Origin of the sequence: Aeromonas sp. DSM 116730, assembly GCF_046581335.1 — a bacterium.
Taxonomy (GTDB): Bacteria; Pseudomonadota; Gammaproteobacteria; order Enterobacterales; family Aeromonadaceae; genus Aeromonas; species Aeromonas rivipollensis.
In genome coordinates this window covers 1,370,427-1,384,278 of sequence record NZ_CP144265.1, presented here as the reverse complement: position 1 = coordinate 1,384,278, position 13,852 = coordinate 1,370,427, and the positions used below count along the sequence as shown (strand labels likewise).

Annotated in this window: 11 protein-coding genes; all 11 read left to right on the top strand. The window is 61.9% G+C overall.

Annotation, left to right across the window (positions count from 1 at the left end):
* Positions 1–630 precede the first annotated feature (630 nt).
* Positions 631–2,535 carry a fructose-specific PTS transporter subunit EIIC gene (locus Aeroheme_RS06485; protein WP_404836065.1) on the top strand — a complete coding sequence of 635 codons (1,905 nt, stop codon included), beginning with the start codon at positions 631–633 and terminating at the stop codon, positions 2,533–2,535.
* A 448-nt stretch (positions 2,536–2,983) separates the two neighbouring features.
* The gene (gene uhpT / locus Aeroheme_RS06480) at positions 2,984–4,390 is read left to right on the top strand and encodes a hexose-6-phosphate:phosphate antiporter (RefSeq protein ID WP_106886242.1); all 1,407 of its coding nucleotides are present in this window, start codon (positions 2,984–2,986) and stop codon (positions 4,388–4,390) included.
* A 214-nt stretch (positions 4,391–4,604) separates the two neighbouring features.
* On the top strand, positions 4,605–4,910 hold the full coding sequence (locus tag Aeroheme_RS06475; protein WP_168234648.1) for a PTS fructose transporter subunit IIB: 306 nt from the start codon (positions 4,605–4,607) through the stop codon (positions 4,908–4,910).
* The gene (locus Aeroheme_RS06470; protein ID WP_411166909.1) at positions 4,911–5,678 is read left to right on the top strand and encodes a PTS sugar transporter subunit IIA; all 768 of its coding nucleotides are present in this window, start codon (positions 4,911–4,913) and stop codon (positions 5,676–5,678) included.
* Between the two features lie 135 nt (positions 5,679–5,813).
* On the top strand, positions 5,814–6,761 hold the full coding sequence (locus Aeroheme_RS06465; protein ID WP_411166908.1) for a pseudouridine synthase: 948 nt from the start codon (positions 5,814–5,816) through the stop codon (positions 6,759–6,761).
* Complete coding sequence (locus Aeroheme_RS06460; RefSeq protein ID WP_411166907.1) at positions 6,758–7,225, top strand: NUDIX hydrolase; 468 nt, start codon at positions 6,758–6,760, stop codon at positions 7,223–7,225. Before Aeroheme_RS06465 ends, Aeroheme_RS06460 begins: the two co-directional genes overlap by 4 nt.
* 318 nt (positions 7,226–7,543) lie before the next feature.
* Complete coding sequence (gene mnmA, locus Aeroheme_RS06455; RefSeq protein ID WP_163154137.1) at positions 7,544–8,650, top strand: tRNA 2-thiouridine(34) synthase MnmA; 1,107 nt, start codon at positions 7,544–7,546, stop codon at positions 8,648–8,650.
* A gap of 23 nt (positions 8,651–8,673) precedes the next feature.
* Positions 8,674–9,285, top strand: coding sequence for a high frequency lysogenization protein HflD (gene hflD, locus Aeroheme_RS06450; protein WP_041205352.1), 612 nt, complete (start codon positions 8,674–8,676; stop codon positions 9,283–9,285).
* A gap of 36 nt (positions 9,286–9,321) precedes the next feature.
* Positions 9,322–10,692 carry an adenylosuccinate lyase gene (purB, locus tag Aeroheme_RS06445; RefSeq protein ID WP_290027723.1) on the top strand — a complete coding sequence of 457 codons (1,371 nt, stop codon included), beginning with the start codon at positions 9,322–9,324 and terminating at the stop codon, positions 10,690–10,692.
* 152 nt (positions 10,693–10,844) lie between these two features.
* Entirely contained in the window at positions 10,845–11,975 is a 1,131-nt protein-coding gene (locus Aeroheme_RS06440; RefSeq protein ID WP_411166906.1) for a JmjC domain-containing protein, read from the top strand.
* A 380-nt stretch (positions 11,976–12,355) separates the two neighbouring features.
* Positions 12,356–13,768: a pyruvate kinase PykF gene (gene pykF / locus Aeroheme_RS06435; RefSeq protein WP_025327713.1), complete on the top strand. Its 1,413-nt coding sequence runs from the start codon at positions 12,356–12,358 to the stop codon at positions 13,766–13,768.
* Positions 13,769–13,852: the final 84 nt, after the last annotated feature.

Here is a 13,852-nt window from a genome sequence, read left to right as displayed (position 1 = left end):
CAGATTGCTTGTGAAATTCATATCCAGCCTGGCCATTACGGCGCCACTCGGCTTGACCCCGGAACTTATCCGGCAGGATTATCATATGGATTTGCTTTAGCGGGCGGTGGGACGCCTTTATCAGATCGTGATCGGTGTCGCGGCCGTTATGGCGGGAATTGGCTGGCGAATACAGCGCCATCACGCCAGATAACGGTTCCGTAGGTTGCCTCCACAAATCCCGCTCGCCAAGCCCATTTCTCCAGCTTGCACTCCCCCAAGCTCCCCTGATGACAGCCATTTATGTGCGTTGGCTCACATCTAGCCCCATCATAAACCCTCACAAATTTACAGAAGAAGCTTCTCTCTCCCGTCCAGACTGGTAGGGCCACGGCAATACGGTCACAAGGAAATTCCTGCTAACAACATGATTTTATATGTAAAAACCAATTAAATTCTCTGCTGCTGCCCAACTCCTTGCTTTGGGATCCGGCTCACACTCGGGATTTTACCGCACAAAAATCCAGTCATTCGCACATTTGTCCGATAGGGTTGCTTGCGCCCCGACGCGATAATAGTCGTGTCAATTTTGTCTGCATGCCGTGTGCACGGCATGCCAACAGGCTCCATCAAGGGAGCAGGGAGAACGCCATGATCACCACCCTTATCAACGAGCAACTGATCGCGCTCGATTTAAAGGCCAGCCGCAAGGAGGAGGTCTTCAGCGAGATGACCCGCTTGCTGGTCGCCCAAGGCAAGGTCAGCGACGAGCAGCAGTTCATCAAGGACTTGTGGGCCCGGGAAGAGCTGGACAACACCGGCTTCGAGGAAGGCGTAGCTCTGCCCCACGCCAAGAGCGCGGCGGTGAGCACTCCGGCGGTGGCCATCGGCATCAGCCGCAGCGGCATCGATTACGGCGCCGAGGATGGCAAGCCCTCTCGGCTGTTCTTCATGATTGCCTCCCCGGCGGGCGGCGCCAACCACCATATCGAGGTGCTGGCCGAGCTCTCCGCCAAGCTGATCGAAGAGGGCTTTATCGACGCCCTGCTGGCGGCCAAGAGCCCGGCCGCCGCGCTGGCACTCTTGCTTGAGAAGAGAGAGGAGCAAGCCGCCCCCGCCGCCGACAAGGGCTTCATCATAGGTGTCACCGGCTGCCCGGCCGGGATCGCCCACACCTATCTGGCGGCAGAATCCCTGGAGCGTGCCGCCAAGGAATTGGGCTACGAGGTGAAGGTGGAGACCAATGGTTCCATCGGCGTCAAGAACAGCCCGACCGCGGCCGAGATTGCCCGCGCCAGCGCCATAGTGGTGGCTTGTGACAAGCAGGTGGACATGGCCCGCTTCAACGGCAAGCCGCTCATCAAGACCGGGGTGAAAGCCCCCATCAAGGATGGCAAGGGATTGATCGAGCAGGCCCTCAAGGCCCCCGCCTATGTGGCGGACAAGGATGAGCGCAAGAGCGAGGAGAAGAGCGCGGGCGGCAGCTCGGATCTCTACCGTTACCTGATGAACGGCGTCTCCCATATGATCCCCTTTGTCGTCACCGGGGGCCTGCTGATTGCGCTGGCGCTCGCCATCGGCGGGGATCCGACCCCGAGCGGCATGCAGATCCCTGCAGGGAGCATGTGGAACCAGATCCTCAACGTGGGCGTGGCCGCCTTCACCCTGATGATCCCCATACTGGCGGGCTACATCGCCTACGCCATAGGTGATCGCCCCGCCCTGGCGCCGGGCTTTATCGGCGGCTGGATAGCCAACAACGGCAGCTTCTACGGTGCCGACGCCGGTACCGGCTTTATCGGTGCCATCATAGCGGGCCTGCTGGTCGGTTATCTGGTGCGCTGGATTGCCACCCGTCACTACCACAAGATGGTGCAGCCGCTGGTGCCGATCCTGATCGCCCCCATCGTCGGGTCGCTCTTTATCGCTGCCGTCTTCATCTTCATCATTGGTGCGCCCATCGCCGACATGATGACCGGCCTGAACGCCATGCTGCTCTCCATGAGCGGTGGCAGCCTGGTGCTGCTGGGCATAGTGCTCGGGGGCATGGCTGGCTTCGACATGGGTGGCCCGGTCAACAAGGTGGCCTTCCTGTTCTCAGTCGGCATGATTGCCTCGGGCCAGACCCAGTTCATGGGGGCCATGGCCTGCGCCATCCCGGCGGCGCCGCTCGGCATGTCGCTCGCTACCGTGCTCGGCCGCAAGCTCGGGATCTTCGATGCCTCCGAAATCGAGGCGGGCAAGGCCGCCGGTGCCATGGGTCTGGTGGGGATTTCGGAGGGCGCCATTCCGTTCGCCGCCCGTGACCCGCTCGCCGTCATTCCCGCCAACGTGCTGGGCAGCATGACAGCCGCCGTGATGGCCTTCCTGTTTGGCATCACCAACAGCGTCGCCCACGGTGGCCCCATCGTCGCCCTGCTGGGTGCGGTCAACAAGCCGCTGCTGGCGCTGCTCTGCATGATCTGTGGCGCCATAGTCACCGGCGTGGTGGCGGTTGCCCTGAAAAAACTGCGGGTGAAGAAAACCGACCAGGTGGCGCTGGCCAAGGCGGCATGAACCTTGTCCACCACAGGCACTTGAGATGACAGTAGGCCACCCCCGGGTGGCCTACTTGTTTTTGCACGCCCCCTTTTTGCGAGCCTGACGGCGCCTGCCCCTGCGGCGGCGCCCCCATCCAGGCTCTCGGGCTCTTGAGCAAACTCTGTGATCCCCTTCACGCTTCACGGCCACAAGCCGCCAAACTAGGAAATTTTCTTAATCCCCCTAGGCATGGCTCTCACGCCATCCACAGCCCGCCTCTTTACAGTCGACCTACCTGATGTAGTTACCCGGCACGCCATGGTGCGTTCGGGCATGGGTTCAATCGACAGGGGAGCGCTCTGCAGTTCGCCCTCTTCCTGTCGCCCTTCCCGTGGCGTGACCTCCCATAACAGATTGAACGAGTTCAATACACAAATGAGGAACGCGGCGGGAATAGCGTCTATCTCGCAGAGGATGAACGAAGATGTTTAAACTGCTCGAACAGGTCCGGATCCCCACCCTGGACCTGCCGGTCGAAGCCCGGCGCAAGCTCTGGTTCAAGCCATTCATGCAATCTTATCTGGTTGTATTCATTGGCTATCTGACCATGTATCTGATCCGCAAGAACTTCAACATCGCCCAGAACGACATGATCCAGGAGTACGGTCTCTCCATGACCGAGCTTGGCATGATAGGCCTCGGCTTCTCCATCACCTACGGGGTGGGCAAGACGGTCGTCTCCTACTATGCCGACGGCAAGAACACCAAGCAGTTCCTGCCGCTGATGCTGATCCTCTCCGCCCTCTGCATGCTGGGCTTCAGTGCCAGCATGGGGGGGACCGGATTTAGCCTCTACTTCATGATCTTCTTCTATGCCCTGAGCGGCTTCTTCCAGAGCTGTGGTGGCTCTTGCAGCTACTCCACCATCACCAAGTGGACCCCCCGCAACAAACGCGGCACCTACCTCGGCATGTGGAACCTCTCCCACAACGTGGGCGGCGCCGGTGCGGCCGGTGTGGCGCTGTTCGGTGCCAACTACCTGTTCGATGGCAACGTGCTCGGCATGTTTATCTTCCCCTCCATCATCGCCCTCATCGTCGGCTTCGTCGGCCTGCGTTTTGGCAGCGACTCGCCGGAAGCCTATGGTCTGGGCAAGGTGGAAGAGCTGTTTGACGAAGTCGCGAGCGAAGAGGACATAGCCACCGAAGAGCAGAAGTTGACCAAGGGTCAGATCTTCGTGAAGTACGTGCTGATGAACAAGGTGATCTGGCTGCTCTGCTTCGCCAACATCTTCCTCTACGTGGTGCGCATCGGCATCGACCAGTGGTCCACCGTCTATGCCCACCAGGAGCTCGGCTTCTCCAAGGAAGTCGCCATCCAGGGCTTCACCTTCTTCGAAGTGGGCGCCCTGGTCGGCACCCTGATGTGGGGCTACCTCTCGGATCTGGCGAACGGTCGCCGTGGTCTGGTGGCCTGCGTGGCACTGGCGCTCATCATCGCCACCCTGGGGCTCTACCAGCACGCCACCACCCAGTTCATGTTCCTGGGCTCCCTCTTCCTGCTGGGCTTCCTGGTGTTCGGGCCGCAACTGCTGATCGGCGTGGCCGCCGTGGGCTTCGTGCCCAAGCAGGGCATCAGCGTGGCCGACGGGGTCAAGGGCACCTTCGCCTACCTCATCGGTGACAGCTTCGCCAAGCTGGGTCTGGGCATGATCGCCGACGGCACCCCCATCTTCGGCCTGACCGGCTGGACCGGCACCTTCGCGGCGCTGGACATGGCCGCCGCCGCTTGCCTGGTGCTGATGGCCTGCGTGGCCGTCGCCGAGGAGCGCAAGATCCGCCGTATCAAGCGCGAATTGAAAGCCGCCGAACTGGCCACCCAGTCCGCCTGAACCCGCGTTAACTGAATACAACCGGCCCCGCCTTCTGGTGGGGCCGGTTTTTTATTGTCGCCCCCATCAGAAACATATGAATCCACACCCTTGCCATCCTCTGTGCACGCAGGCACCACAGGGCGGCCAAGATCCCACTTTCACCCCGCACCTTTGGCAAACCCGCTCGCTTGGCGCTATCTTGTGGCCCCATCCCCACTTACCTAGAGAGCCCATGAAGATCCTCGCCGTCACCGCCTGCCCCACCGGCATAGCCCACACCTACATGGCCGCCGAGGCGCTGCAAAACGCCGCCGACAAGCTGGGACTGAAGATCAAGGTGGAGACCCAGGGCGCCATGGGACTGGAGAACGTGCTGACCGCCCGGGACATCGCCAGCGCGGATCTGGTGCTGATCGCCTCCGACATCGAGATAGAGCAGAAGGAGCGCTTCCTCGGCTGCGCCGTGCGCCAGGTATCCCTTGAGTCCGTGCTGCTGGACGCCGCCGCCGTGCTCAAAGCCGCCACCCCCGGCGCCTGAATGCTCCGCCGCGAGCTCACCTTCTGCTGCCACCAGGGCTTGACCATCACCCAGGCCAAGCAGCTCTGTCGACTGGCCGGGCTGTTCAAATCCCAGATCCTCTTCATCAACATCAGCCGTCGCCAGCGGGCAGAGGCGAGCAGCCAGCTCGCCCTGCTCACCCTGGCCACCCAGCCCGGGGATCTCTGCCAGCTGCTCATCGAAGGGCTGGATGCGGAGCTGGCCCACATGGCCTTCACCTGCTGGTGCGTGGAGCTGGGCCAGCCGCTGGGGCGCCCTGCCACCTCGGCCCGGGCCGAGCAGCGTCTCGCCGCCGCCCTGCCCGACTACGGCTTTTCCCTCGCCCAACTCGGCCACAGCTCGGCGCCCCTCGACAAGGCGCTGGCGTTGCAGGTCCTGGTGAATCTGCTGCCAGGGGAGCGGGTGCGTGACAGAGCCACGCTGGAGCAGGCCATAGCAGCGCGGGAACAACTCGCCGCCACCATCATCCGGCCAGGGCTGGCCATGCCCCACGTGATCTGCCCCGCCATCACCAAACCCGCCCTCTCGCTGCTTGGCTGCGATGAGCCCATCGACTGGGGATCGGCACTCGGGCCTGTGCAGACCATCATATTGCTGGCCATTCCGGCCGCTCTGGCCCCCGAGCAGTTGCGCCCCCTCACCCGGCTGGCCCGCGCCCTGATGGACGAGGTGGTCAGCACGGCGCTGCTGCACGCAAGCTCGGCCCCCGCCCGCCAGGCCATCGTCATCGACAGCCTGCTGAGCTGAATCTCCCAGCCCCCTCTCCCTGCAAAGGGGAGGCAGGGAGGGGGTCTGTCGAACCCTTTCCCTCTATGCCCCTATGACCCAAGGCGGGCGCCTCCGTGATACACTCCGGCATCCCCTGTTTTTGGTATGCATGCGATGAAACCTGCCCGTCCCCGCCTCTCCCTCTCCGGCCGCACCAGCGCCGCTGGCCGCCCCACACAGGATGAGGCCCACAAGCCCGGCCCTGCCCGCTCACGGGCCGGTACCCGGCAGGCGGGCGACGCTAGAGTGGCGGGGCAAAAACCAGAGGTGGCACCGGCAGATCGCAAGCTCTTGCTGCTGAACAAGCCCTACATGGTGCTCTGCCAGTTCACCGACGAGGCGGGGCGCGAAACCCTCAAGGATTACATCAAAGAGCCCGGCATCTATGCCGCAGGGCGGCTCGACCGCGACAGCGAGGGGCTCTTGCTGCTCACCAACGACGGCAAGCTGCAGGCGCGCCTCACCCAGCCGGGGGAGAAGACCCCCAAGACCTATTGGGTGCAGGTGGAAGGGGTGCCGAGCGAGGCGGCGCTGGCCAGCTTGCGCGCCGGGGTGGAGCTCAACGACGGCATAACCCTGCCCGCCGGCGCGCGCATTATGGATGAACCTGCCGTGTGGCCGCGCAACCCGCCCATACGGATGCGCAAGGAGATCCCCACCAGCTGGCTCGAGATCAAAATCATCGAGGGGCGCAATCGTCAGGTGCGGCGCATGACGGCCCATATCGGCCACCCCACCTTGCGCCTCATCCGCTACGCCATAGGCGACTGGACCTTGGGTAACTGGCAAGAAGACGGGCTGGCACCCGGCCAGAGCCGCAGCCTGCCCGCCCCCGAGCTGGCACCGGCCAGGCGCCAGCCGTCATCACCCCGAGCGAGTGGCAGCGCAGCCAAACCGGCAGGCGAAGCCCCGCGCCGGGCGAGCCAGTCCCAGCAACGGGACAAGCAGCGCGGCACGGGCAAACCCGGATCACCCACGGCGGGCGAGAACAAACCCCGCAGCAGCGGCCGGGGCACGGCCCGCCGACCCGCCCATCATCCCGGCGACAAGGAGTCATCATGATCGAACACCCACCCCTGCCCGCCCGCCTGACGGTGGCCGCCCTGGTGCACTGGCAGGGTCGCTTCCTGCTGGTGGAAGAGGAGATCAAGGGGCAGCGCCGCTTCAACCAGCCCGCCGGCCACGTGGAGCCGGGGGAAAACCTGATTGAGGCGGCCTGCCGCGAACTGAAAGAGGAGACGGGGCTGACTGCCGCACCCAGCGCCTGGCTCGGGGTCTATCTGTTCAAACCGGCGGACAGCGAGTCCACCTTTGTGCGCACCGCCGTCATCTTCGACCTTGAAAAGGCGCCGGGTCAGCACCATCCAGAGGATCCTGACGGCGATGTGCTGGCCTGCCACTGGCTCACCCTGGAGGAGATAGCCGAGTGCAAACCGGCCCTGCGCAGCCCTCTGGTGTGGCAGTGCATCCAGGATTATCTGGGGGGCACTCGCCTGCCCCTGTCGGCGCTCAAGGCCTTTATTTGAAGCCTGTCCACGATCTTACTGCGAGGCCGTGATCAAGGCTCATGTGCTGCTCGCTTGTTTGTAATCAGGAAAGCTCATGTGTATTTACACACTCCGGTTCCTGCGCTGCTCTTTACCGAGCTTCCGACCTCTCGTGACAGCTCCTGAACAGGCCATTTAGGATCATTTGGCACCATTTATTTCATCATGGTGCCGACAAACAGAAAAACGATTTCCCGTCGCCGGGCTCCCGAGGGGAACGACGGCAGGGAGATGTGACCGGGGGCGCAAAACTCTGGTAGAATACGCCCCGTTTAAACGAACTGGTAACTTCGACTAATGACAGACAACAGCCAAATCAAGGTGATCGTCGGCATGTCCGGCGGCGTGGATTCTTCCGTCTCGGCCTACCTGCTCCAGCAGCAGGGTTATCAGGTCGAAGGCTTGTTCATGAAGAACTGGGAAGAAGACGACACGGACGAGTACTGCTCCGCCTCCCAGGATTTGGCTGATGCCAAGGCCGTCTGCGACAAGCTGGGCATGAAGCTGCACACCATCAACTTCGCCGCCGAGTACTGGGACAACGTGTTCGAGCACTTCCTGGAAGAGTACAAGGCGGGGCGCACGCCGAACCCGGATATCCTGTGCAACAAGGAGATCAAGTTCAAGGCGTTCCTCGAGTTTGCCGCCGAAGAGCTGGGTGCCACCTACATCGCCACCGGCCACTATGTGCGCCGTGACGACAGCACAGGCCGCCCGCGCCTGCTGCGCGGTCTCGACAACAACAAGGACCAGAGCTACTTCCTCTACACCCTGAGCGAAGCCCAGGTGGGTCAAAGCCTGTTCCCGGTCGGGGATCTGGAGAAGCCGGAGGTGCGCCGCATCGCCGAGCAGCTCGAGCTCATCACCGCCAAGAAGAAGGACTCCACCGGTATCTGCTTTATCGGTGAGCGCAAGTTCAAGGACTTCCTGGCCAAGTTCCTGCCCGCCCAGCCCGGCCCCATCGAAACCGTGGATGGCAAGGTGATAGGCACGCACCAGGGCTTGATGTATCACACCCTGGGCCAGCGCAAGGGGCTCGGCATCGGCGGCATGAAGGATGCGACCGAAGAGGCCTGGTACGTGGTGGACAAAGAGGTGGAGCGCAACACGCTAGTGGTGGCGCAAGGGGAGCATCCCCGCCTCTACTCCGATGGCCTGATCGCCAGCCAATTGCACTGGGTGGATCGCACCCCGATCCGGGCGCCGCTACGCTGCACCGTCAAGACCCGTTACCGCCAGCAGGACATCCCCTGCCTCATCCAGCCCATCGATGATGAGACCATCAGGGTCATCTTCGACGAGAAACAGGCTGCGGTGACCCCGGGTCAGTCCGCCGTCTTCTATGACGGGGAAGTCTGCCTGGGCGGCGGCATCATAGAACAGCGTTTCAGCCATCCGGTTTGAATCCTTAACAGAAGGCAGCAGACGTGAGCGACAAATTCCAAGACAGAACCATGGCTTTCGCCGGCATCTGCCAGGCGGCCTATCTGGTGCAAAAAGTGGCCCGTGACGGCAACTGCGACGAGGCCTCCCTGCGCGAGAGCCTGCAAAGCGTGCTGGTGACCAATCCCAAGCAGCCCCTGGAAGTGTTCGGCAGCCACCTCGCCATCCGCGACGGCTACCGCGCCCTGGTGGAGCAGCTGGGGGCCGACGGCAGCCAGAAGAACGCCGAGCTGACCCGCTACGTGGTGAGCCTGATTGCGCTGGAGCGCAAGCTGGCCAAGCGCAAGGACATTCTCAACATGCTGGGGGAGCGGATCGGACAGATCGGCCGCCAGCAACAGCATTTCGATCTGCTCGACGAGCAGATCCTGGCCAACATGGCGAGCATCTACAGCGATCTCATCAGCCCCATAGGGCCGCGCATCCAGGTAGCGGGCACCCCGCTGTTCCTGCAGCAGCCCCTGGTGCAGCACAAGGTGCGCGCCCTGCTGCTGGCGGGCATCCGTGCCGCCGTGCTGTGGCGCCAGCTTGGCGGCAGCCGTACCCAGATCATCTTCGCTCGCAAGAAGATGGTGGAACTGGCCAAACGTTTTTGAGTTTCTAACCCCCCACACACATCAGGAGTTCACCCCATGGAGCTGTCCGCGCTGACTGCTGTTTCCCCGATTGACGGTCGTTATGGCGACAAGGCCGATGCCCTGCGTCCCATCTTCTCCGAATTCGGTCTGCTGCGTTTTCGCGTCGAAGTCGAGGTGCGCTGGTTGCAAAAACTGGCCAGCCACGCCGGGATCCCGGAAGTCCCTGCCCTGAGTGCGGCCGCCAATGCCGTGCTGGACGGCATAGTCCTGAACTTCAACGAAGCGGACGCCGCGCGCATCAAGCAGATAGAGCGCACCACCAACCATGATGTGAAAGCGGTGGAGTACTTCCTGAAAGAGAAGGTGGAAGTGAACCCTGAGCTGGCCGCCGTCAGCGAATTCATCCACTTCGCCTGCACCTCGGAAGACATCAACAACAACTCCCACGGCCTGATGCTGAAAACCGCCCGCGACCAGGTCATCAAGCCTTATTGCGAGAAACTTATCAGCGAGCTCAAGCGCCTGGCCCATGAGTACCGCGACATGCCGCTGCTGTCGCGCACCCACGGCCAGCCCGCTACCCCGAGCACCATGGGCAAGGAGATGGCCAACGTCGCCTATCGCCTGGAGCGCCAGTACAAGCAGATCATGGCGGTGGAGATCCTCGGCAAGATCAACGGCGCCGTGGGCAACTACAACGCCCACGTGAGCGCTTACCCGGAAGTGGACTGGCACCAGTTCTCCGAGGAGTTCGTGACCTCCTTGGGCCTGACCTGGAACCCCTACACCACCCAGATCGAGCCCCACGACTACATCGCCGAGCTGTTCGACGCCATGGCCCGCTTCAACACCATCCTGATCGACTTCGACAGGGACGTGTGGGGCTACATCTCCCTGGGTCACTTCAAGCAACGCACTATCGCGGGCGAGATCGGCTCCTCCACCATGCCCCACAAGGTCAACCCCATCGACTTCGAGAACTCCGAAGGCAACCTGGGGCTGGCCAACGCCGTTTTCCAGCACCTGGCGAGCAAACTGCCCATCTCCCGCTGGCAGCGTGATCTGACCGACAGTACAGTGCTGCGCAACCTGGGTGTGGCCGTGGGTTATTCGCTTATCGCCTATCAGGCGACCCTCAAGGGCATCTCCAAGCTGGAAGCCAACGCGGATGCCATGGCCGCCGATCTGGACGCCAACTGGGAAGTGCTGGCCGAGCCCATCCAGACAGTGATGCGCCGCTACGGCATCGAGAAGCCCTACGAGAAGCTCAAAGAGTTGACCCGCGGCCGCCGCGTGGATGCCGAAGGGATGCGCACCTTCATCGACACCCTGGAACTGCCCGAGGCCGTCAAGGTCGAACTGAAGAAGCTGACCCCGGCCAACTACCTCGGTCAGGCCCAGCGCCTGGTCGATCTGCTGAAGTAAGCGGCTAAACCGAACCGGCGGGGGCTCTGTCATGACGGCAGGGCCCCCGTTGATTTTGGCCCATTCGATAGCGTCATAGGCTATCGGGCCATTTCAGAGCCCTTGCCCAAGCCAAGTTTGGGCAAGATCTCTCACAAGATACGAGAAGCACCATGTACGAACTCAATCTGGATATTGCCCACTTCCTCGAACATCATTGGCAGAAGCGCCCGCTCCTTATCAAGGGCGGCTTCAAAGACTTTCAGGATCCCATCAGCCCGGACGAGCTGGCGGGCCTGGCCATGGAGGAGGTCATCGAATCCCGCCTGGTGACCCGTTTCGACGGCAAGTGGGAAGCTGCCCACGGCCCCTTCGAGTCATACGACCACCTGGGGGAAGAGAACTGGACAGTGCTGGTGCAGGCCTGCAACCACTGGGCCCCCGAGGTGCACGAGCTGGCGCTGCCGTTCCAGTTCATCCCGGGCTGGCGCTTTGACGATGTGATGGTGAGCTTCTCCACCCCTCACGGCGGCGTCGGTCCCCACATCGACAACTACGATGTCTTCATCACCCAGGGCCAGGGCAAGCGTCACTGGCGGGTCGGCGATGCCAATCCACTCAACGAGTTTGCCGCCCACGCCGCCCTGCTGCACTGCGAGCCGTTCGAGGCGATCATCGACGTCATCATGGAGCCGGGCGACATCCTCTACATTCCGCCTGGATTCCCTCACGAGGGCTACGCCATCGAGCCCTCCCTGAACTTCTCCGTGGGCTTCCGCGCACCGGACGCAAAGGCGCTTATCTCGTCCTTTGCCGATCACCTGATCGACAACGATCTGCGCACCGAGCGTTACGGCGATGCGGATCTCAAGCCCCGCGCCCGTCACGGCGAGATCCAGCCCCATGAGCTGCACCGCCTGCGGGAGCTGATGCAACAGGCCCTGGATGACGAGACCCTGTTCAAGGAGTGGTTCGGCACCATGATCTCCGAGGCCAAGCACGATCTGGACGTGAGCCCCATGGAGCCTGACTACAGCGCCGAGGAAGTGGCCGATCTGCTGACCCAGGGCGAGCCCGCCATCAAGGTGCCGGGGCTGCGCTCTGTCTGGTTCAGCGGCGAGAGCCGTAGCTGCTACATCGACGGCGAGGCCTGGACCCTGCCAAGCGAGGACGCCGCCGCCATCTCCCTCTTGTGCGACAAGGACATCATCACCCAGGCCGACATGGTGGAGCTCGCCGATCAGGCCGGCTTCCTGCAACTGCTGACCCGTCTCATCAACCGCGGTTACTGGTTCTTCGGCTAAGCCTGCGCAACAGGCGCGCCGCCTGCGTGGGCGACGCGCCTGGTCGGACGCTGACGCCTCTCCTGCGTTGTGGCGGCCCAATGACTACACTGGGTGACGGCCAGAGGGGGAAAGGGGCCCAGGTTCCCTCGCTGGCGGTCTCATCCCTTGTTGGTCATTTAACTACATGGGAGCAGGCCATCGAGGGGGCGAGAAATGGGAACCAAATGGCCTCACTCGCGGAAAATCAATTATTTTAGCCCCTAAAATCAGCTGTGAGCGAAAACGTTATCTTTCAAATTGAGGCGTTTTTAGCTCAAAACGTTGTTTCTGGATCATAAAAAGTATCCAAAAACTGGTGTATATTGCACGGCGGAAACTCCTTAACCATGAAGACTGACATGAAAAAGACCAAAATCGTCTGCACCATAGGTCCCAAGACCGAATCCAAAGAAATGCTCGGCAAGATGCTCGACGCCGGCATGAACGTCATGCGCCTGAACTTCTCTCACGGTGATTACGAAGAGCACGGCACCCGTATCCGCAACCTGCGTGAAGTGATGGCCGAGACCGGCAAGCACGCAGCTATCCTGCTGGATACCAAGGGTCCGGAAATCCGTACCATGAAGCTGGAAGGTGGCAACGATGTCTCTCTGGTCGCCGGCCAGACCTTCACCTTCACCACCGACCAGACAGTGGTTGGCAACAAGGACAAAGTCGCCGTGACCTACGCCGGCTTCGCCAACGACCTGCGCGTCGGCAACCGCATCCTGGTGGATGACGGCCTGATCGGTCTGGACGTCATCGAAATCACCGAGCGTGAAGTCATCTGCAAGGTGCTGAACAACGGTGATCTGGGCGAGAACAAGGGCGTCAACCTGCCGGGCGTCTCCATCAAGCTGCCGGCCCTGGCCGAGAAAGACAAGCGTGACCTCATCTTCGGTTGCGAGCAGGGCGTGGACTTCGTTGCCGCCTCCTTCATCCGCAAGAAAGAAGACGTGCTGGAAATCCGTGAGCACCTGAAGGCCCACGGTGGCGAGAACATCCAGATCATCTCCAAGATCGAAAACCAGGAAGGCCTGGACAACTTCGACGACATCCTGGCTGTCTCCGACGGCATCATGGTTGCTCGTGGCGACATGGGTGTGGAAATTCCGGTTGAAGAAGTGATCTTCGCCCAGAAGATGATCATCACCAAGTGCAACAAGGCACGTAAAGTGGTCATCACCGCCACCCAGATGCTGGATTCCATGATCAAGAACCCGCGTCCGACCCGCGCCGAAGCAGGTGACGTGGCAAACGCCATCCTGGATGGTACCGACGCCGTCATGCTGTCCGGCGAATCCGCCAAGGGCAAGTACCCGCTGGAAGCCGTGACCATCATGGCCACCATCTGCGAGCGTACCGACGCCGTGATGCCGTCCAACCTGTCTGCTGCCAACGACAGCAACAAGCTGCGCATCACCGAAGCCGTCTGTAAAGGCGCCGTCGAGACCTCCGAGAAGCTGGATGCCCCGCTGATCGTGGTTGCCACCGAAGGCGGCAAGTCTGCCAAGGCCATTCGCAAGTACTTCCCGAAAGCCTGGATCCTGGCCATCACCACCAACAAGAAAACTGCTGCCCAGCTGGTCCTGACCAAGGGTGTGGTTGCTCACGTGGTTGACAGCATCGCTTCTACCGACGATTTCTATCGCATCGGCAAAGAAGCGGCACTGCAAAGCGGCATGGGCCTGAAGGGTGACGTGGTCGTCATGGTCTCCGGTGCCCTGGTACCGAGCGGTACCACCAACACCGCCTCCGTTCACGTACTCTAATCAGTCTTGAACCGATAAAACGGCGCCCTGGGGCGCCGTTTTTTTTATCTCTCCCCCCTGCTGCCTCTCGTGCGCCGGTGCTAG

Excerpts from the sequence above, each read along its gene's own strand:
- Aeroheme_RS06485 (WP_404836065.1), top strand. The coding sequence starts at position 631 with ATGATCACCACCCTTATCAACGAGCAACTGATCGCGCTCGATTTAAAG.
- uhpT (WP_106886242.1), top strand. The coding sequence starts at position 2,984 with ATGTTTAAACTGCTCGAACAGGTCCGGATCCCCACCCTGGACCTGCCG.
- Aeroheme_RS06475 (WP_168234648.1), top strand. The coding sequence starts at position 4,605 with ATGAAGATCCTCGCCGTCACCGCCTGCCCCACCGGCATAGCCCACACC.
- Aeroheme_RS06470 (WP_411166909.1), top strand. The coding sequence starts at position 4,911 with ATGCTCCGCCGCGAGCTCACCTTCTGCTGCCACCAGGGCTTGACCATC.
- Aeroheme_RS06465 (WP_411166908.1), top strand. The coding sequence starts at position 5,814 with ATGAAACCTGCCCGTCCCCGCCTCTCCCTCTCCGGCCGCACCAGCGCC.
- Aeroheme_RS06460 (WP_411166907.1), top strand. The coding sequence starts at position 6,758 with ATGATCGAACACCCACCCCTGCCCGCCCGCCTGACGGTGGCCGCCCTG.
- mnmA (WP_163154137.1), top strand. The coding sequence starts at position 7,544 with ATGACAGACAACAGCCAAATCAAGGTGATCGTCGGCATGTCCGGCGGC.
- purB (WP_290027723.1), top strand. The coding sequence starts at position 9,322 with ATGGAGCTGTCCGCGCTGACTGCTGTTTCCCCGATTGACGGTCGTTAT.
- Aeroheme_RS06440 (WP_411166906.1), top strand. The coding sequence starts at position 10,845 with ATGTACGAACTCAATCTGGATATTGCCCACTTCCTCGAACATCATTGG.
- pykF (WP_025327713.1), top strand. The coding sequence starts at position 12,356 with ATGAAAAAGACCAAAATCGTCTGCACCATAGGTCCCAAGACCGAATCC.